At 70.0% G+C, this 19531-nt stretch carries 17 protein-coding genes; 2 read left to right on the forward strand and 15 right to left on the reverse strand.

The window, feature by feature from the left end; all coding sequences use genetic code 11:
• Positions 1 to 75: 75 nt before the first annotated feature.
• From PQI66_RS03870 to PQI66_RS03935, 14 genes are all read right to left on the reverse strand, one after another.
• Positions 76 to 816 (reverse strand): cell division protein FtsQ/DivIB, encoded by a 741-nt coding sequence (locus tag PQI66_RS03870; RefSeq protein WP_339996192.1) that lies wholly within the window; start codon positions 814 to 816, stop codon positions 76 to 78.
• Between the two features lie 6 nt (positions 817 to 822).
• Entirely contained in the window at positions 823 to 2334 is a 1512-nt protein-coding gene (murC, locus tag PQI66_RS03875; protein WP_339996194.1) for a UDP-N-acetylmuramate--L-alanine ligase, read from the reverse strand.
• On the reverse strand, positions 2331 to 3437 hold the full coding sequence (gene murG / locus PQI66_RS03880) for an undecaprenyldiphospho-muramoylpentapeptide beta-N-acetylglucosaminyltransferase (protein ID WP_339996196.1): 1107 nt from the start codon (positions 3435 to 3437) through the stop codon (positions 2331 to 2333). Before murG ends, murC begins: the two co-directional genes overlap by 4 nt.
• Positions 3438 to 3440: 3 nt before the next feature.
• Complete coding sequence (locus PQI66_RS03885) at positions 3441 to 4919, reverse strand: peptidoglycan glycosyltransferase FtsW (RefSeq protein WP_339996197.1); 1479 nt, start codon at positions 4917 to 4919, stop codon at positions 3441 to 3443.
• Complete coding sequence (murD, locus tag PQI66_RS03890) at positions 4916 to 6334, reverse strand: UDP-N-acetylmuramoyl-L-alanine--D-glutamate ligase (protein WP_339996199.1); 1419 nt, start codon at positions 6332 to 6334, stop codon at positions 4916 to 4918. Before murD ends, PQI66_RS03885 begins: the two co-directional genes overlap by 4 nt.
• 53 nt (positions 6335 to 6387) lie before the next feature.
• The gene (mraY, locus tag PQI66_RS03895) at positions 6388 to 7488 is read right to left on the reverse strand and encodes a phospho-N-acetylmuramoyl-pentapeptide-transferase (protein WP_339996201.1); all 1101 of its coding nucleotides are present in this window, start codon (positions 7486 to 7488) and stop codon (positions 6388 to 6390) included.
• Positions 7489 to 7496: 8 nt separating this feature from the next.
• Positions 7497 to 9017, reverse strand: coding sequence for a UDP-N-acetylmuramoyl-tripeptide--D-alanyl-D-alanine ligase (locus tag PQI66_RS03900; protein ID WP_339996203.1), 1521 nt, complete (start codon positions 9015 to 9017; stop codon positions 7497 to 7499).
• Positions 9014 to 10606, reverse strand: coding sequence for a UDP-N-acetylmuramoyl-L-alanyl-D-glutamate--2,6-diaminopimelate ligase (locus tag PQI66_RS03905; RefSeq protein WP_445227993.1), 1593 nt, complete (start codon positions 10604 to 10606; stop codon positions 9014 to 9016). The genes PQI66_RS03900 and PQI66_RS03905 overlap by 4 nt, the downstream gene beginning before the upstream one ends.
• Complete coding sequence (locus PQI66_RS03910) at positions 10603 to 12444, reverse strand: peptidoglycan D,D-transpeptidase FtsI family protein (protein WP_339996797.1); 1842 nt, start codon at positions 12442 to 12444, stop codon at positions 10603 to 10605. Before PQI66_RS03910 ends, PQI66_RS03905 begins: the two co-directional genes overlap by 4 nt.
• Before the next feature lie 274 nt (positions 12445 to 12718).
• Complete coding sequence (locus tag PQI66_RS03915) at positions 12719 to 13429, reverse strand: hypothetical protein (RefSeq protein ID WP_339996206.1); 711 nt, start codon at positions 13427 to 13429, stop codon at positions 12719 to 12721.
• A complete protein-coding gene (rsmH, locus tag PQI66_RS03920) occupies positions 13426 to 14481 on the reverse strand; it encodes a 16S rRNA (cytosine(1402)-N(4))-methyltransferase RsmH (protein ID WP_339996208.1) in 1056 nt (351 codons plus the stop codon). The genes PQI66_RS03915 and rsmH overlap by 4 nt, the downstream gene beginning before the upstream one ends.
• 208 nt (positions 14482 to 14689) lie before the next feature.
• On the reverse strand, positions 14690 to 15121 hold the full coding sequence (gene mraZ, locus PQI66_RS03925) for a division/cell wall cluster transcriptional repressor MraZ (protein ID WP_339996210.1): 432 nt from the start codon (positions 15119 to 15121) through the stop codon (positions 14690 to 14692).
• Positions 15122 to 15554: 433 nt separating this feature from the next.
• Positions 15555 to 15947, reverse strand: coding sequence for a DUF3040 domain-containing protein (locus tag PQI66_RS03930; RefSeq protein ID WP_339996211.1), 393 nt, complete (start codon positions 15945 to 15947; stop codon positions 15555 to 15557).
• Between the two features lie 129 nt (positions 15948 to 16076).
• Positions 16077 to 16514, reverse strand: a complete 438-nt coding sequence (locus tag PQI66_RS03935) for an SAV_6107 family HEPN domain-containing protein (protein WP_339996213.1) — start codon at positions 16512 to 16514, stop codon at positions 16077 to 16079.
• Between the two features lie 153 nt (positions 16515 to 16667).
• Here PQI66_RS03935 and PQI66_RS03940 point away from each other — a divergent pair, with 153 nt between their 5' ends.
• Positions 16668 to 17288 carry a GNAT family N-acetyltransferase gene (locus tag PQI66_RS03940; protein ID WP_445227994.1) on the forward strand — a complete coding sequence of 207 codons (621 nt, stop codon included), beginning with the start codon at positions 16668 to 16670 and terminating at the stop codon, positions 17286 to 17288.
• Here the strand turns inward: PQI66_RS03940 and PQI66_RS03945 are convergent.
• On the reverse strand, positions 17270 to 18271 hold the full coding sequence (locus tag PQI66_RS03945; RefSeq protein ID WP_339996216.1) for a methylenetetrahydrofolate reductase: 1002 nt from the start codon (positions 18269 to 18271) through the stop codon (positions 17270 to 17272). The genes PQI66_RS03940 and PQI66_RS03945 overlap by 19 nt on opposite strands.
• A gap of 134 nt (positions 18272 to 18405) precedes the next feature.
• On the opposite strand from PQI66_RS03945, the gene PQI66_RS03950 reads away from it, so the two are divergent.
• Complete coding sequence (locus PQI66_RS03950) at positions 18406 to 19530, forward strand: polyprenyl synthetase family protein (RefSeq protein ID WP_339996217.1); 1125 nt, start codon at positions 18406 to 18408, stop codon at positions 19528 to 19530.
• Position 19531 lies beyond the last annotated feature (1 nt).

Here is a 19531-nt window from a genome sequence, read left to right on the forward strand (position 1 = left end):
CGACGGTAATTTCCGCGCACATTTTTTGTGCGTGTCGTATCCCTCAATGTCGGGTTGAGAGTTGCGGGTACCCGGTCAGTCCCTCACGGACGGCAGCGCCGGGTTCGAGACATTCCACCGCTGTCCCTCACGGGTGAGGACCACCCGCGTGGCCTCGGCCTTCTCCTCGGCCCGGTCCGCCGAACCCCAGTAGACCTCGCGCCCTTCAGCGAACCTCAGCGTGACCTCCTGGGAGGAGGGGACCTCGACCTCCTCCACCGTCGCGCGAAGTTCCGCGGGGAGTGCGCCGAGTGTCTCCCCGGCAGCGGTGAGGGCGCCGGCGTCGTCGGCGGACGCCCGGACCGCGACCGCGCCCTCCGGACTCTCCCCGCGCAGGAACACCTTGCCGCGTTCGTTGATCACCAGCGGACCGCCGTCACCACCGTCGCCACCGTCGAGGACGCCGACGGCGTCGTACTCGGTGACGCTCACCCGCACTCCCGCGGGCCAGTCCCGCGACACGGTGACCTTCTCGACCCAGGGCAGTTCCGAGACCGACCGCGCGGCCCCGGCAGTGTCGGCGAAGAGCAGGTTCTGCCCCTCCACCGGAGACGCCGCGGCGATCACCTGTTCGTCAGTGAGGTGTCCGTTGCCCTCGACCTCGATGTCACGCACCTGGAACAACGGGCTGAACGCCGCCACGGCAGCCAGGACGACCAGGACGCCGAGCACGCCGAGGGCCACGACGAGCCGGCGGCGTCGGCGGGGGTCCCGCTGTCTGCGACGACGCCCGTCGCCCCGACGCCGACGGCCCGGTGACTTCTCAGTGCTCGCCATCTGTGGTCACTCCCCGAGCGCCCGCAGGATCTCGTCGGCGAGCATGGTGACCGTGCCTGCGCCCACGGTCAACACCACGTCACCGTCCGCAGCCAGCTCCGCGACACGTGCCGGGGCGTCGGCGAACCGGGGTTCGTAGTGGACGTCGGTGGTGGACCGGTCAACCAGGTCGGTGATCACCCGGCTGTCCACCCCCTCGACCGGGTCCTCGCGGGCCCCGAAGATGTCCAGCACGACCACGACGTCGGCCAGGGACAGGGCCGCGGCGAACTCCGCGGCGAAGGCGAGGGTGCGCGAGTACAGGTGCGGCTGGAAGACCGCCACGACCCGGCCGGGCTGCCCGGTGTCCGCGGCGCGGGCGGCGACCTTCTCCCGGGCCGCCGTCACGACGGCACGCACCTCCGTCGGATGGTGGGCGTAGTCGTCGTAGACCTCGACCCCCCGGGCGCGCCCGTGGTACTCGAAACGGCGGCGAACCCCGTCGAACGAGGCCACGCCGGCGGCCATGCCGTCGACCGGCGCCCCGACCAGGATGCCCGCCACCAGTGACGCCACCCCGTTGAGCAGCATGTGCTGACCGGGTGTGCGCACCGTCACGTGCACCGGAGTTGCCGTGCCACCGGGCACCGTGCCGGACCCCAGCATGACCTGGGCGTCCGTCCCTCCGTCGGACAGGGTCCCGGTCGACAGGATCTCCGCCGCCACCGGGACGTCGGGATGTGCCGCGACCGCCGCGGACGTGCCGTAACCGAGCACACGCACCCCGTCGGCGACGTCGACGTCACCGGCGACGACCGACTCCGCCAACCGGGCGCTGCCCTCGTCGTCCAGGCAGAGCACGAGCGCGCCGCCGGGCACGACGCGTCCGGCGAACGTCCCGAACACCTCTCGGTAGGCCGCTTCGGTGCCGAAGTAGTCGAGGTGGTCGGGCTCGATGTTGGTGATCACGGCGACCTCCGGCGAGTAGGACAGGAAGGACCCGTCCGACTCGTCGGCCTCGGCGACGAAGACGTCGCCGGTCCCGTGGTGGGCGTTGGTGCCGGCCCGGTTGAGCTGACCCCCGATCGCGAACGACGGGTCCATCCCGGCGTGCTGGAGCGCGACGACGGCCATCGACGTCGTGGACGTCTTGCCGTGGGTACCGGCCATGAGCACCGCCCGCCGGTCCTCCATGAGCAGTGCGAGGACGTCCGAGCGACGCAGCAGCGGGATCCCCGCCTCACGGGCGGCGACCAGCTCGGGGTTGTCCTGCGGGATGGCGGCGAAGGACGTCACCACCGCATCCGGCAGCGCTCCGTCGTGCCCGGAGGCTGTGACGTTCTCGGCGCGGTGACCGACGGCGACGTCCGCGCCGGCGGCGCGCAGGGCCAGGACGACCCGCGACTCCTTCATGTCCGATCCGCTCACCGCGACCCCACGGTCCAGGAGGATACGGGCGATACCGGACATGCCGGCCCCGCCGATACCGACCATGTGGACGTGCCGCAGATCGTCCACCGAACTCACCGTCGTACTCATTTCCGCTTCCCTGCCTCACTGATGACGATCTCTGCGATCCGGGCCGCCGCGTCACGGTGACCCGCCGCAGCGGCGGCGTCTCCGGCCCGCTGCAACCTCTCCCTGTCCCGCAGCAGCGGGACGACCTCACGGGCGACACGGCCGGCGTCCAGCTCGGCGTCCGGCACGACCACCCCGCCACCGGCGGCGACGACGGGCCGCGCGTTGAGCTCCTGTTCACCGTTGCCGTGCGGCAACGGGACGTACACGGCCGGCAGTCCGCACGCCGAGATCTCCGCCACGGTCATCGCGCCCGACCGGCACAGCACCATGTCCGCCGCGGCGAGCGCGAGGTCCATCCGGTCGATGTAGGGCACCGCGACATAGGCCGGGGCACCGTCCACCGGGGGCACCGTGGGAGCCTCGTTCTTCCGGCCGTAGGCGTGGAGGACGCCGATGCCGGCGTCGGCGAGCGTGCCCGCCGCCCCCTCGACCGCCGTGTTGATCGAGGCGGCCCCCTGGCTTCCTCCGGTGACGAGCAGGACCGGCCGGTCGCGGTCGAGACCGAAGAAGTCACGGGCCTCGTCACGCAACGCGGAGCGGTCCAGGCTCAGCAGGGAGTCCCGGACCGGGATCCCCACGACCTCGGCGTCGAGCCCGGAATCGGCGGTCGCGGCGAGGGCCCGGCCACCGAGCCGCACCCCGAGTTTGTTCGAGATGCCGGCCCGGGCGTTGGCCTCGTGCACGACGACCGGCACACCCAGTGACTTCGCCGCCAGGTACGCCGGGGCGGAGACGTAACCGCCGAAGCCCACGAGCACGTCCGCGCGGAGGTCCCGGAGCGTGCGCCGGGTCCGCCGCAGGGCACCGATCAACCGGAACGGCAGTGTGACCAGGTCCTTGTTGACCTTCCGCGGCACCGGGACCGCGGGAATCAGCTCCAGGTCGACGCCACGGGCGGGGACGAGGGTGGTCTCGAGGCCACGGGTGGTCCCCAACGCGGTCACCCGGGTGTCCGGGCGCGCGCGTCGGACAGCGTCCGCCACGGCGAGTGCCGGCTCGATGTGGCCGGCCGTTCCGCCGCCGGCGAGGACGACAGACAACGGACGGGATGATGGTGACACGGCTCAACGCCTCCTGCGGTTGGAATGCTGACTGGTACGGTGCCGGGGTTCCGGGAGTGGCTCCCTGGCTCCACGGTGGCGGGTGTCCCCGGGCGGGTCGAACCTGCCGGCCCGCTGGCGGGGCTCCCCCGGCGGCGGCTGACGCCGTCGGGTCACCGGTTCACCGTACCGCCTCGGCTGCTCGCGGACGCGTTCGCGACGCTCCTGGCCCGGTGTGTACGGCTCCGGCTCGGGCAGGAACAGGATGCGGTCGATCAGAGGTCGTCCCTCGTGCTGCATGGACGAGACCGTGGCCGGCTCATGCCGGGCGATGTTCGCCAGGAGGCCGAGGGAGGCCAGGGTCACCACCGCCGAGGATCCACCGGCCGAGATCAACGGGAGCTGGACACCGGTCATCGGGAACAGCCCGACGACGTAGCCCATGTTGTAGAAGGCCTGCACCGTGATACCCATCGTCAGCGCCGCGGCGAGCAGGCGCAGGAAGGGGTCGTTCTGCGCCATGGCGGTGCGGATGCCGAACCAGGCGAGCACCCCGAAGAGGACGACGACCAGACCCGCACCCAGCAGGCCCAGTTCCTCACCGAGGATGGCGAAGACGAAGTCGTTGGCCGCCTCGGGGAGATACAGCCACTTCGCCCGCGACTGGCCGAGTCCCTGCCCCAGGAGGCCGCCGTCCGAGAGTGACAGGATGCCCTGCCGGGACTGGAAGGTGGCCCCCCGCGACGTCGCCTCGTCGAAACTCAGGGTGAACGTCTCGGTCCACGAGCTGAACCGCGCGCTACGGAACGCGTGCTGCAGGCTGAAGATCACACCGGCGACACCGGCGACAGCGAGCACCGCCAACAGGGCGGTGGTGCTGACGCCGGCGAAGAACAGCATCGCCGCCACCACGGCGGCCAGCGACAGCATCATGCCCAGGTCGTCCTGCAGCAGCACCAGTCCCAGGATCACCGCGGCGACGATGAGGAACGGGTTCAGCACGAAGCGGGCCGCGCTGCTGACGCGCGACCGCGCGGCGACGACGGCCGCACCCCAGACCGCCAGGGAGAACTTGGCGACCTCGGAGGGCTGGATGCCGATACCGGCGAAGCGAATCCACGAGTTCGACCCCACCTCGGTGCCACCGACACCGATGCCGGGGATCAGGACCAGGATCAGCAGCACCACCGAGATGCCGAGGAAGACCAACGACAGGTTCCGCACGGTGTTCGGTGTGATCCGGAGGAAGAACCACATGCCGACGAGACCGGCGGCCACGACGACCGCCTGCTTCATGAACTCACCGAAGACACCGGTGTCGCTGTCGATCGAGGAGACCATCGACGAGGACAGCACCATCGTCAGACCGATGACGACGAGGATGGCGGTCACGCTCATGATGACCTTGTAGTTGAACTGCGGGGTGTCCAGCACGCGGCGGAACTTCTCACCGAGTCCGCGCCACGGGGAGTCCGTGCGTCCGGCTCCCTCCTGCACCGTCATCGGTCGGCGTCCTCTCCCGCGAACTGCGCGAATAGGTCACCGCGCCGCGACATCCCCGGGTACATGTCCAGCGAGGCCGCCGCCGGCGCCAGGACGACGGTGTCGCCCGGTGCCGCGACCGCGCGTGCCGCCGCGACGACCGCCGCCATGGCGGCGACCGGCTCCGTCTCGTCGACGACGGTCACCGGAAGGTCCGGGACCCGGGCCGCCAGTGCTGCGGCGAGGACATGCCGGTCCACGCCCAGCAGCACCGCGGCACGCAGGCCCGGGGCCACGTCGTCGACGAGCTCGTCGACGGCGGCTCCCTTGAGCTGACCTCCGGCGACCCAGACGACCCGCTCCAGTCCGCGCAGGGCGGCGGAGGCCGCGTGGGGGTTCGTGGCCTTGGAGTTGTCCACCCACCGCACGCCGCCGGTGTCCGCCACGACCTGACCGCGGTGCGCCTGCACCCGGAAGCCCGCCAACGCGTCGGCCACGGCCGACGCGGACACCCCGATGCTGCGGGCGAGGGCGGCAGCGGCGGCGGCGTCGGCCACCCCGGCCGGGCCGGGCGGGGACAACCCCTCCGTCACGGCGAGCACGGTGGTCTGACCGGTGATCGTGTCCACCTCGATGATCCTGCCTTCGCGCACACCGGTGACGACGTCGCCCGCCAGTCCGGCGGGGTCGCCGGTGGTGAACGCCCGTCGCCGTCCGGTGACGCCCGCCGCACGCGCGCTGACCACCGGGTCATCCGCGGCGATCACCGCGACCTGTCCGGTCAAGGCACGCATCTTGTCTGCGACGTAGTTGTCAAAGTTGCCGTGCCAGTCCAGGTGGTCCTCCGCGAGGTTGAGCACGCACCCGGCGTCCGGCGCGAAGGACGGCGCCCAGTGGAGCTGGAAACTCGACACCTCCGCCGCCAGGACGTCCACCCGCGGTTCGGCACGCAGCGCGTCGCCGGGAGGTGTGCCGATGTTGCCGACGGCCAGGGACCGCCGCCCGTCCGCCTGCAGGATCGCATCGAGCATGGCGGTCGTCGTGGTCTTGCCGTTCGTCCCGGTGACTGCCAGCCACTGCCTCGGAGCACCGAACAACTCCGCACGGTCGGCCAGCCACGCGGCCTCGACGTCACCGATGACGGGGACCCCGGCGGCGACGGCCGCGGCGGGGACGGGGCCGTCCGGACGCCACCCCGGGGAGACGACGACGAGGTCGACGCGTCCGTCCCCGAGCTGTGTCAGCGCCCCGGCGACGTCCACGGCGCGTGCGCCGGTCTCTGCCCCGAGCGCGGTACCGGCGGCGACGTTGTCGTCGGCGACCGTCACCGTGCACTCCAGGTCACCCAACATTCGGGCGACCCCTGCACCGGCCACACCGGCGCCTGCGACGAGGACGTTCCCGCCTCGCATCGCGTCGATGACCTGGTTCACCATGTGATCGCTCTCCTGTCGTGGGGTTAGTGGAGGGGTTGGTCGGGCTGTCTCGGTCAGAGCGGCGAGTTACTCAGCCACTCGGAGTAGAACACCGCCACGCCGACGACGGCGAACAGCGCCGACAGCAGCCAGAACCGGACGGTGACCGTGGTCTCCGCCCAGCCTCCCGCCTCGAAGTGGTGGTGGAACGGTGCCATGCGGAAGACACGGCGCCCGGTGGACTTGAAGGACACGACCTGGATGACCACGCTGGCGGCCTCCATGACGAACAGCAGGCCGACGATGATCATCAGCAGCTCGGTCCGCGAGGCGATCGACAGGCCGGCGACGAGACCGCCGAGGGCCAGCGACCCGGTGTCACCCATGAAGATCTTCGCCGGAGCGGCGTTCCACCACAGGAACCCGACACACCCGCCCAGACCGGCGGCGGCGAGCATCGAGAGGTCCAGCGGATCGCGCACCGCGTAGCACCCCGCTTCAGCGGCACCGGAGCAGGAGTTGCGGAACTGCCAGAAGGTGATGACGACGTACGCCGACAGCACCATCGCGGTGACCCCGGAGGCCAGGCCGTCGAGGCCGTCGGTGAGGTTGACCGCGTTCGACCAGGCGGAGATCACCAGGTAGATGAAGATGAGGAAGAGGACCGTGCCGATGACCGCGCCGCCGACCGCCAGGTCGAGTGTGTTGATGTCGCGGGTGAACGACAGCTTCGTGGAGGCGGGCTTCAGCCCGTCGGCGTTGGGGAACTGCAGCACCAGGACACCGAAGACCAGTGCCGTGACCAGCTGCCCGGCGAGCTTCGCCTTGGCGTTGAGTCCCAGGTTCCGGCCCTTGACGACCTTGATGTAGTCGTCGGCGAACCCGAGGCCGCCGAGTGCGAGCGTCAGCCCGAGGACGAGCCAGCCCGAGACACCCGGACCCGTGCCGTTGGTGATCAGGCCCACCAGGACGGCGACCACGTAACCGGCGGTGATGCCGGCGAGGATCGCGATACCGCCCATGGTGGGTGTGCCGCGTTTACGCAGGTGGGACTTCAGTCCCTCCTCCCGGATCTCCTGACCGATACCTTCCGCCGAAAAGCGCCTGATCAGCACCGGGGTCAGGAAGATCGAGACGAAGAACGCCACGAGGGCGGCGACGATGATCTGGGTCATGGCTTCAGTTACCTGCTCTCTTCTTCGCCGACGAACAGACCCTCGGCGACACTCCACAGGCCGTCGGCGTAGGACGCCTTGACCAGGACGACATCATTGGGCTCGACGCTGAGGTCGAGGTAGTTGACGGCGGCGTCGGCGTTCTCGACCTGACGCACGGAGACGCCGTGGGCCTCAGCGGCCTCCGCCAGGGCACTCTGGTTGACACCGTTGCCGACGATGACGGCGTTACCGATACGCCGCTGGGCGAGGACCTCCCCCAGGCGGGCGTGTTCGTCACGGGCCCCGTCACCCAGTTCGCCCATCTGTCCGAGCACGGCCCAGCTCTGCACGTCGGGCCGACCGGACGCGGTGTAGGCCAGCGCGTCGATACCGGCACGCATCGAGTCCGGGTTCGCGTTGTAGGTGTCGTTGATCACGGTGACGCCGTCCGCGCGGGTCCGCACGTCCATCCGGTTCTCACTGGCGGCGACATGACTGTTGAGGGCCCCGGCGACGGTGGCTGCGTCGAGACCGCACTCCATGCCGACGGCCGCCGCCGCCAGCGCGTTGGACACCTGGTGGGCCCCGAAGACCCCGAGCGTGACCTGCACCGGCTCTCCGTGGGGGTGGTGCATCGTGAACGTGGCACGGGCCACCTCGTCGAGGGTGATGTCCGTGGCGTGGTAGTCGGCCGTCGCACGCCCGGCCTCCGTCACCGCGAAGCGCACGACACGCGCGTCGGTGCGTGACTGCATCGCCGCGACGAAGTCGTCGTCGGCGTTGAGGACCGCGACGCCTCCGTCCTCCGCGGACGGGAGCGACTCGACGAGTTCGCCCTTGGCCCGGGCGATCGCCTCCCGGGACCCGAACTCCCCCAGGTGGGCGGTACCGACGTTGAGCACGACACCGACCCGTGGCGGGGCGATACGGGCCAGGTGGGCGATGTGCCCCTGGCCGCGGGCCGACATCTCGGCGACGAGGAACCGGGTGCTGCGCCCGGCCTTGAGGGCGGTGTAGGGGTGGCCGATCTCGTTGTTGAAACTGCCGGGGGGCGCCACCGTCTCCCCCGCCCGGGTGAGGACGGCGCCGAGGAGGTCCTTGGTGGAGGTCTTTCCCGCCGAACCGGTCACACCGACCACGGTGAGTTCCTCCTCGGCGACCAGGGTGTCGGTGTTGTAGCGGGCCAGACGTCCGACGGCGGTGAGCACCCGCTCACCGACGCCGTCGGGATCGTGGTCGAGGTAGGCGGCGTTGCGTTGCGCAGCTCCGGCGTCGGTGTCGGCCGGTTCAGCGACGGCCCCGCACAGCAGGGAGGGTTCGCCGACGGGACGTCCGACCATGGCCAGCGCGGCGCCGTCACGCAGTGCCCCGGGGACGAAGTCGTGCCCGTCGACGCGTTCACCGGGCAGCGCCATGAAGACGCTGCCCGGGGTGATCCGTCGCGAGTCGAACTCGACGGGCCCGGTCACGACCGTCTCCGCCGTGGCACCGTCGACGAGGTGCCCGCCGGTGACCTCGGCGATGGTGCCGCTTGTCATCTCAATCATCGTGTCGGTTCCTGTCCGTCCTGTCGGTCCCTGAGTGCTTGTTCCAGTACTGCCACGTCATCGAACTCGAGGACGGTGTCCCCGACGATCTGCCCGGTCTCGTGGCCCTTGCCGGCGACTATGACGATATCTCCCCGGCGGGCCCAGGCGACTGAAGCCCTGATCGCGTCGGCCCTGTCACCGATCTCGCGCAGGTCGACGCCGCGGGTGTCCGCGATGTCCCGGGCGCCGGCGAGGACCTCGGCCCGGATGGTGGCCGGGTCCTCGTCCCTCGGGTTGTCGTCGGTGACGATCACGAGGTCGGCGACCTTGGCCGCCTCGGCGCCCATCAACGGGCGCTTCTCGTGGTCGCGGTTGCCCCCGGCCCCGAGCACCACACCGACGCGTCCGCCGTGGCCGGCACGCTCCAGCTGGTCGACCAGCGTCGACAGTGCGGCGGCGACGGCGCCCGGCTTGTGGGCGTAGTCGACCAGCGCGAGGAACTCCTGCGAGGGGCGCGACGCCCCGTCCCCGACGGTCACCGTCTGCATCCGTCCGGGGACGTGGACGTCTCCGAGCCTGGGTGCCACGGCGTCCACCCCGGTGCCCGCCGCCCGGACGCAGGCCAGCGCCACAACGGCGTTGGCGACGTTGAACACGCCCGGCAGGGAGAGAGGGAAGCTGACCGGCTGTCGGGTCCCCCCCGGTTGCGTCACCGTCACGTGCTGCATCCCGTCGGTGCCGATCTCGACGGCGTCGACCGACCAGGACGCCGGGGTGACGCCGGTGGTCGTCACCGTCGTGGCGTCGCCCACTGTCGCGGCGAGTGTGCGGCCCCAGCCGTCGTCGACGCACACGACGGCGGCGGGGAGGTCGCTGCCGGGGTCCTGCGGCACGGTGAAGAGGAGTGACTTCGCCTCGAAGTAGTCCTCCATCGTCGGATGGAAGTCGAGGTGGTCCTGGCTGAGGTTCGTGAATCCGGCGACGTCGAAGTCGACGCCGCGTACCCGCCCCATCACCAGTGCGTGCGAGGAGACCTCCATCACCACGTGTGTCACGCCCTCGTCGCGCATGCGGGCGAACAGCCGCTGCAGCGTCGGGGCCTCCGGTGTCGTGAGGGAGGTCGGGACCGACCGGCCGTTGATCCTCGTCCCGGTGGTACCGATCAGCCCGACACTGTGGTCGTCGAGCAGCATGCGCTCGACCATGTAGGACGTCGTCGTCTTCCCGCTGGTGCCGGTGATCCCGATCACCGTCATCGCGCGGGACGGGTGTCCGTGGATCTCGGCCGCGACCGGGCCGAGCCAGGCACGGCAGTCGTCGACGACGAGCACGACGGTGGACACCGCTGCGTCGCGGAGCACGGTCAGCCCGTCCTCGTCGGTGAGCACGCAGCTGCCCGCCGACTGCCCGGCGAACGACGCGCCGTGCGCCCGCGTCCCGGGCACCGCCATGAACATGCCGCCGTCGGCCACCGACCGTGCGTCGATCGAGGCGTCAGGCACGCGCAGGTGTCCCGCCGCCTCGGGGTCGGACGACTCGCCGACGGTGACGAGGCGTCCTCCGGTCAGGTCCGCGAGTGCGGCCAGGGTGGGTGGGTTCACGCTCACTGCGCCTCCAGCGTCAGTCGGGGTGCGGCCTCCGGGGAGAGCGGCACATTGTAGTGGTCGAGCAGCCAGGACGTGATGTCCCGGAACAACGGGGCGGCGGACTGCCCGCCGCTGCCGTCGGTCCCGCGCTCCGGGTCGTCGAGCATGATCGCGACGACGAAGCGTGGGTCGTCCGCCGGCGCTATACCGGCGTAGGTGATCCAGTAGTCGGAGTTCGAGTACGCCCTGGTCTCCGGGTCGATCTGCTGGGCGGTGCCGGTCTTTCCACTGGTCTGGTAGCCCTCGATGCCCGCCGTGGGGGCGGTCCCCTGCTGGACGCCCGTCGGGTCGGACTGGTTGACCGCCCGGAACATGTCCACCACGGTCCGTGCCGTCTCCGGGGAGACCACCTCCACCTCCTCCGGGGCGTCCTGGGGGACGTCGTTGCCGGCGGCGTCGGTCACGGACTTGATGATGCTCGGAGTGACCCGGACGCCGTCATTGGCCAGAGCCTGGTAGATGCTGGCCATCTGCAGCAGGCTCATCGACATCCCCTGCCCGATCGGCAGGTTGGCGAACGTACCGCCGGACCACTGCGAGAGGTCCGGGACATAACCGCTGGTCTCGCTGGGCAGGCCCAGGTCCGTCGCCTGACCGATGCCGAACTTCTGCACGTAGTCCCAGAAGCTCTCCTCACCGACCCGGTCCGCCAGCATCAGGGTGCCGACGTTGGACGACTTCCCGAAGATTCCCGTGGTGGTGTACGGGACCACACCGTGGTCCCACGCGTCCTTGACGGTGACCCCGGACATGTCGATGCTGCCCGGGACCTGCAGCACCTCGTCCGGTGTGGTCCTGCCGTCCTCGATGGCGGCCGCGGCCGTGATGACCTTGGCCACGGATCCCGGTTCGTAGGCGTCCTGCACCACCCGGTTGCCGAAGACCTTGCCGTCCTCGAGCTGCCGGTCGATGTTGCCCTGCGGGTTGATGGTGTCCGACGTCGCCATCGACACCACCTCCCCACTCGTCGCGTCAAGGACGACGGCGGAGGCGGACTCCGCGCCGGACCTGTCCTTGGCCTGCTGCACCAGCTGCTGGATGTACGTCTGCGCCTCCAGGTCCAGGGTCAGCTCGTAGGCGTCGCCGTCGACGGCCGGGTGCCGGTCGCGGGTCGACCCGGGGATGGCCAGACCGTTGGCGCCGACGTCGACGGTGCGTGACCCGTTCGTCCCCTGCAGACGGGAGTCCTGGGACAGCTCCAGCCCGAACTGGCCTTCGTTGTCCCGGCTGATCTTGCCGATGACGTTCTGGGCTACGGCTCCGTTGGGGTACTGGCGGATGTCCTGGCGCTCCACGGTGATCTCCGGGAACTCCTCCGACACCTTCTCGGCGACGTCCGGGTCGACGTCGCGGACCAGCACCTCGTAGGTCGAGTCCGAGGTGAGCTTGTCCCGGATGTCGTCGGCCTTCACCCCGTCGGAGCTGTCGTCGTTGTCGTCGGACTCGTTGAGCAGCTCGGGCAGCCCCTCGGCGATCTCGTCGATCCGCTCCTCGGGTGCCGCGACGCCGTCCGGGTCGAGGTCGTGACGGTCCTCCATGAAGGACTCCAGCAGGTGGGGGTTCACCGACAGCGACCGCGCCTCCATCGTGTACGAGAGCCGCTGACCGTTCCGGTCGACGATGCTGCCGCGGTGGGCTGGTTCGGTGATCACCGCGGTGCGCTGTTCACTGGCCATCGCGGACAGTTCCGGCCCCTTGACCAGCTGCACCCAGGTCAACCGGAGCAGCAGCGCCAACACGAGGACGACGACGATGACGAGGACAGCCGCTCCCCGCCTGCCGAAACTGGTGGCACCGATGTCGAGGGTCTGCCAGGAGTTGCCCGGGACCCCCGAGCGCGAAGGACGGGACGACGGTCGCGACGGGCGCGAGGGTCGCTGAGGTCCGGGGTCACGTCCGGCGTCCCGCCTTCGGTCCCTGTCCTCGGCCAATGTGACCTCTCCCTTCCACGATAGTCACCGCATGGTCTGTACCCCTCCGGCATGGGCCGACCGGGTCATCCCGTCCATTGTCGTCGCACGGGCACCACACCCGGGGCATTGGACGGGGGCGTGTCTCGGTGGAACCGTGTCCTCAGTACGGGAGTTCGCCGGTCGAGTCGGCCCCGCCGGACGCGCCCGCCCGGTCGTCCCCGGTGCGACCTGCGGTGTCACGGTCACCGTTGTCGAGGGCCTGCGGGGCCAGTCCCGGCACCTGCCCGGTCGCCTCGGGGTCGCTGGTCGGGCGCTGCGACCTGACTTCGCCGTTGATGTCGGTGACCGGCAGTGTCGACCCGGGGTCCGCCGCGCGGACCTCGTTGACGTCGTCACCGTTGACGTCGAGCACGCCCGCCTGGCCGGGCACGACCATGCCTAGTCGCGACGCCTCTGCGGCGATACGCTGCGTGGAGGACGCATCCGCGACATCACGGTGCAGCGACTCGAGCTCATTCGAGAGGGTCGTGCTCGTCGACTCCGCCTCGGAGAGCTGGAACGACTGTTCGGTCGTCTTCCCCGAGAGGAACATCGCGAACGCCACACCGGCGACGAAGAGGGCGAGCAGGACGACCCACGTCCGTACGACGGAGCGTTCCGCCGCCGTCGGCACGGCGATACGGCGGCCCCGCACGGTGACCTGCTGACGCGATCCCCTGCGTCGGGCCGGGCTGGCGTGGGTCCGCTGACGTTCCCGGACCCGGGGGGCCGGTCCGGCGGCGCCCGCCGCCCGACCGTCGTGTCCGGTCGCCCCGGCGATCTGTCGGTCTCGCTGGCGGGTGCGCTGACGGGCTGCGGTGGCGGTGCTCATCTGGTTCCTCGCTGTGCGTCTCGGTGTCTCTGCTGGATACGGCGGATGGCCCGGACCCGGACCGGTGCCGCCCGGGAGTTCTGCTCGATCTCCGTCTCGGAGGCCTTCTCCGAACCCCGGGTGACGAGGTCGAAGTCCGGCGCGTACTCGGGCAACGCGACCGGCAGTCCCGGTGGGGTGTGGTCCGCCGTCAGGTCGGTGAGTGCCTTCTTGACGATGCGGTCCTCCAGGGACTGGTAGCTCATGAACACCGCCACCCCTCCGACGTGCAGGCGTGCGGTCGCCTCGGGGATGACGGCGGCCAGGGAGTCCAGTTCCGCGTTGACCTCCACGCGTAGCGCCTGGAAGGTACGCTTCGCCGGGTGGCCGCCGGTGCGTCGCGAGGCTGCCGGGATCGTCCGGTAGAGCAGTTCCACGAGACGTCCCGAGGTGGTGAACGGCTCGGACTCCCGCTCGCGCAGAACCGCCGAGGCGATCTTCCCGGCGAACCGCTCGTCGCCGTAGGTCTTGAGGATCCGGGCGAGGTCTCCGTGGGCGTAGTTGTTGAGGATGTCCGCCGCCGTGGTCGGCAGGTCCGGGTCCATCCTCATGTCCAACGGCGCGTCCTGGGAATAGGCGAACCCGCGGTCCGCCTGGTCGAGCTGCATCGACGACACGCCGAGGTCGAAGAGGTACCCGGAGACGCCGGTCTCACGGACGGAGTCCGGGAGCGCCCCCTGGTCCACCAGGCCGTCGAGCGCGGCTCCGAGTCCGTCGAAGCGGGTGCGGTGGGCGAGGAAACGGTCACCGAAACGGGCGAGCCGCTCCTGGGCCTGGGCCAGGGCGGCGGGGTCCCGGTCGAGTCCGACGACCACTGCCTGGGGGAAGCTCTCGAGGAAGACCTCGGTGTGCCCGCCCGCTCCCAGCGTCCCGTCGACGATGACGGGGGTCGGCGGCGCTCCGGGTGAGTTCACTCCCTCACCGACGAGCTCCACCATCCGGTCACGCATGACCGGAACGTGTCCGTGCTCGCCAGCGACGCGTGCGTTCCTGTCGTCATCGGCGACGGTCATCGGGGTGGTCCTTTCCTCAGGGGCGGTTGTCCGGTCCTGTTCACTTCACGTGGTCATCGCAACGCCGCCGGGACTGTACACGGGGCCTCACCTGCACGGGCCCGGTTTGATGTCGGGGAAGTACATCAAAGCAAGGTCGTCCGCGCAGATGAGGGCCGGCACACAGTCCCACCGGCGTCACGGGGCATACGGCTGGTCACGGCAGCGGTCAGAGGATCCCCTCGAGAGAGGCGTCGTCACCGTCGGCGAACGTCGACTCGTGCTCGTTCAGGTACGACTCCCAGGCCGCAGCGTCCCAGATCTCGATGAAGTCGACGGAGCCGATGACGACGCAGTCCTTGTTCAGGCCTGCGTAGCCGCGGTGCCCGGCGGAGAGGGTGATCCTCCCCTGCTTGTCGAGCTCCTGCTCGTCGGCACTCGCCGCCAGGTTTCTGACGTATGCCCTCGCCTGCGGGTTCGCCCGCGACGCGGCCGCCGCCTTTGCCGCCCTCACCTGGAACTCCGCCCGGGTGTGGACAGCGAGGCTGTGGTCCTGGCCGTTGACGACGACGAGCCCGTCCGCCAACTGCTCGCGGAACTTGGCGGGCAAGGTCAACCGACCCTTGTCGTCGAGCTTCGGGGTGAAGGTGCCGAAGAACATGCTCGGCCCCTTTCCCCGGTCGCCCGGTCAGCTGAGACGTTGTTGCCGTATGCGTTCTCTGTGAAGTTGTCCCGGGACCAGTCTGCCCCAGTGCGCCCCACAGTACCCCACTTTCAACCACAGTGACTAGCCCATCCGTCACATAAGGCGACATAAGCCGCATTGCGTTGCAGCACCACGCAGGAGGAGCGCCGACAAAAACACTCTGACCTGTAAATATGCGAATTGGATCACGGTGGGGGAAGGTGGGGGTCCATAATCGCAGACATCGCCCCGGGACAGCGATCCGCCCCCTGACACGACGTCTCCCGAGGGACGGGAGGGCAAGGTGGGGCGTTGTGGGGCATACGAAAACGGGCGGGCACCGATCAGTGATCGGTGCCCGCCCGTGGGGCCGTGACGCTGTCACCGACGGGTGACAGCGACCGGGGAACTATTCGAAACGCTTGCGGAAGCTGTCTTCCATACGGTCGGCGACGCCGCCGCCCTTCGGGTCAGTTCCGGGCTTGCCGGAGGCGGACCCGGCCTTGCGCGCCCCGGAACCGGACGATCCGCCACCTCGGAACGCCAGTAGTCCCCCACCGAACATCACGAGGAATCCGACGACCCCGAGGGCGACGAACCAGAGGCTGTTCTGCGACAGTGCGATCCCGGCGATGAGGAGGCACACACCGAGGAGAAACACCGCCACCGAGCGGATTCCGATGCTGAAGCCACCGCCGACCGGGCCGTCTCCGGCGGCCTGCCTGGCAAGGTTGGGGTCGTCGGCAATCAGCGCCTGCTCGATCTCCTGCAGCATGCGCCGTTCCTGTTCCGAAAGTGCCACGATCGTCCTCCCCTGAGGTGTCGGGTGTCGATATTTACCGGATGTTCCGTCTCTACCGTGTCAACGCACGACGGACGGAGAAAGTTCCGTGCTGATGCCCCGAGTCTACCCCAGCGCAGCACCGCCCCGTCACGCCACCTCGGGCAGGTAACCGACCCGTCCCCTCACGGCGTCCAGGAAGTCACAGGCATCCTGGTAAACCTCACTCACCTTCTCCTCCCGCAGGTCCGGGACCAGCCCCATCTCCACCTGGGCCACGAGCCGGGCATGGGGAGCGAAGCGTCCGCACCACCCCTGCATCTCGTCGTCCGCCGCGAGGGCGCGCACCTTCTCCCACGCACTTCCCGGCGGCAACCTCCGGCGCTTCTTCCTCGCGAACTGGATGACCGCCCCGGCAGCCCGCAGCGCCGCACGGTACGCCCACGTCAACCGCTCCTCACGGAGGAGGTCCGTGCGGCTGAGCTCAAGCAGCCGCTCCGCCTCGATCACGAAGGTCTCCGGCGGAACGGCGCCGCCCCTGCGCGACCTGCTCATCCCGGTGACACTCCCGGTGACTCCCTGCACCATGACCACCTCCTCCATCGTCCTGTCCCCGGTTCGTCCCGGGCGATGCCCTCAACCTACGGGCGACTCCGGACACGGTATACCCCTGGTGCCAAATCATCGAACATACATTCGAGTTTGATCATTCGGGCGAGGACCGCCGTCCCGTTTGGGACAATGGGCGGCGTGACCGACGACCACCACATCAGCGTGTGCAGCATCTCCGTCCGGGACTACGTGCGCCGCATCGACCAGCTTGTCGACATCCATCTGCGGGCGATGGGCTATCCGCCGGAGACCTTCCTCCCCCGCCGGCAGCTGTGGCTCTCCAACGCCGGAAAGGAGGGGTTCAGCTGTGTGGTCGCCTTGACACACCCCCCACGGTCGACGCCGGACCCCGGCAGTTCGCTGCACCATGCCGTCGGCGTCGCCTACGGATTCCCCGGCGACCGTGACAGCTGGTGGTACCGGGAGGTCCGTCGTGGCCTGCTTTCCTCGGGCCTCACCGCAGACGCCGCCGACGCCCGGCTCGCCGACTACGACGAGATCTCCGAGGTCCACGTCCACCCCGACTACCAGGGGCACGGCATCGGCCGACACATGCTGAGTGCCCTGCTGCCCCACCTCCACCGGCCCGTCGCAATGCTCTCCACACCGGAGGTCGCCGGCGAGTCGAACGCCGCATGGTCCCTCTACCGCGCCAGTGGGTTCCAGGACGTCCTACGCGGTTTCCGGTTCGGGTCCGACCCCCGCCCGTTCGGAATCCTGGCGCTCGACCGTCAACGCACCATGTCCTGACCCAACTCGGGCCCCCACGCCGGTGCCATCCCGAGATTGTGGAGCACCTCCTGGGTCGCACGCACATTGTTCATCGTCATGAAGTGCAGGTCGGGAGCACCTTCGGCGATGAGACGCTCCGCCATCGCCGAGGTCACCTCGATACCCGCCTCTCGGATCGACGCGGCATTCTTCACCTCGTCCCCGTCCGCGACGCGGGTCAACAGGGCGTCGAGATCCCCCGGCAGCGAGGCGCCCGAGAGTTCGAGCTGGCGGCGCACCGACTTCAACGACGTGATCGGCATCAGCCCGGGGATGATCGGCTTCGCACCGTGCACCGGGTCTGCGGCGGCCAACCGGTCACGCAGACGGAGGTAGTGCTCGACGTCGAAGAACATCTGGGTGATCGAGTAACTGGCACCCGCCCGCAGCTTCTGCAGGGTGTACCGGGTGTCGTCCTCCAGACTCCCGGCGCGGTAGTGCCCCTCCGGGAACGACGCGATACCGATGTCGAAGTCGGCGCATTCCGGCATCGACCGGGCGAGGTCGATCAACTCGTGGGCGAAGTTCAGCCCGCCGTCGACCGGGGCCCAGTCCCCCATCGGGTCCCCCGGGGGGTCGCCCCGCAGAGCCAGCAGGTTGGTCAGTCCCAGCGCGGCGAACTCCCGGAGGATGTCGCGGAGTTCCTCCTCCCGGTGGTCCACGAGTGTCAGGTGGAGCAGCGTGGTCAGTGGCTTCACCGCCAGCCGTGACGCCACCCGCTCCGTCCGTTCCCTGCTCGACCCGCCGGCCCCGTAGGTCACGGACACGAAGCTCGCGCCGAGGTCGTGGAAAGCCTCGGCCGCCGACCAGAGCCGCTGCTCTGCCGCATCGTTGCGCGGGGGCATGAACTCCACCGAGAAGGGGACGCGTCCGGGCGTCCCCCACTTGAGGGTGTCGGCGACGGCGACCTGCAGGCTCGCCGGAGCGGGGCGGTGGATGTCGCGGTGAATTTCATTGACCATAGGACACCATCCTAGAAGACCTCCCCGGGCCTCGGGCAGGTCGAGGTCCGCATTCCCGTCACCGGTCCCTACTATTGGGGTGAACCGGAGGCGTCCCACCGCTTCCCCCCCACCCAGCAACGGAGGACCCCACGATGGCCGATGCCGCCCCGACGACGACCTGGCAGGTCGATGCTCCGCTGACTGCCGTCCCCCCCGTCGTCGACGCCGCACTCACCGAATTCCTCACGGCACGGCACGCGGAGTTCGACGGCATCGACCCGGTCATCGCGCAGGGAATCACCGAGCTCGCCGGGTTCGTCGTCGGCGGGAAGAGGCTCCGCCCCCTCTTCGCCTGGGCCGGTGTCCGTGCCGCCCTGGAGGGCGGGGGCGGGGCCCTCGACAGCGCGACAGACGCAGAGAGCCTCGTCACCGCCGTCAGCTCCCTGGAGTTCATCCAGGCCTGCGCCCTGATCCACGACGACATCATCGACCACTCCGACACCCGTCGTGGTCGCCCCACCGTCCACCGCTCCTTCGAGGCCCGCCACCGGCGGGACCGGTGGCGTGGCGACGCCGGGGACTACGGGGTCAGCCAGGCGATCCTCGTCGGTGACCTGGCCTTCGCCTGGGCCGACGACATGCTCGCCGACTCCGGGGTGTCCGCCGAGGCGCTCCGTCGGTCGCGTGCGCCGTGGCGCGCCATGCGTACCGAGGTCATCGCCGGACAGATGCTCGACATCTCGGTCGAGGCCAGCGGGTCCGAGGACCCCGAGGCCTCCGCCAAGGTCAACACCTACAAGACCGCCGCCTACACGGTCGAGCGGCCACTGCATCTCGGTGCCGTCCTCGCCGACGCGCCCGAGAAGACGGTACGGATGCTGCGTACCGCCGGCCGGGACATCGGCGTCGCGTTCCAGTTGGAGGACGACTACCTCGGGGTGTTCGGTGATCCCGTCGTCACCGGCAAGGCCTCCGGTGACGACCTGCGTTCCGGGAAACGGACCTACCTGGCGGCGACCGCGCTACGCGCGGCCGACGCCTCCGACCCGGCCGCCGCAGCCCGGCTGCGGGCGGGCATCGGCACGGTGACCTCCGAGTCCGAGGTCGACGCACTCCGGGCCGTCATCGTGGACTCCGGGGCCGCCGCCGACACCACCGCCCGCATCCGCGCCCTGACCGACCGGGCGGTCGACACCCTGCGCAGCGGCGGCCTCGGCCCCTCCGTGACCGACGAGCTGGTCGCCGTCGCCGAACAACTCACCGAGCGGAGGAGCTGAG

This window comes from Corynebacterium sp. USCH3 (assembly GCF_037619475.1).
In the GTDB taxonomy this organism is placed as follows: domain Bacteria; phylum Actinomycetota; class Actinomycetes; order Mycobacteriales; family Mycobacteriaceae; genus Corynebacterium.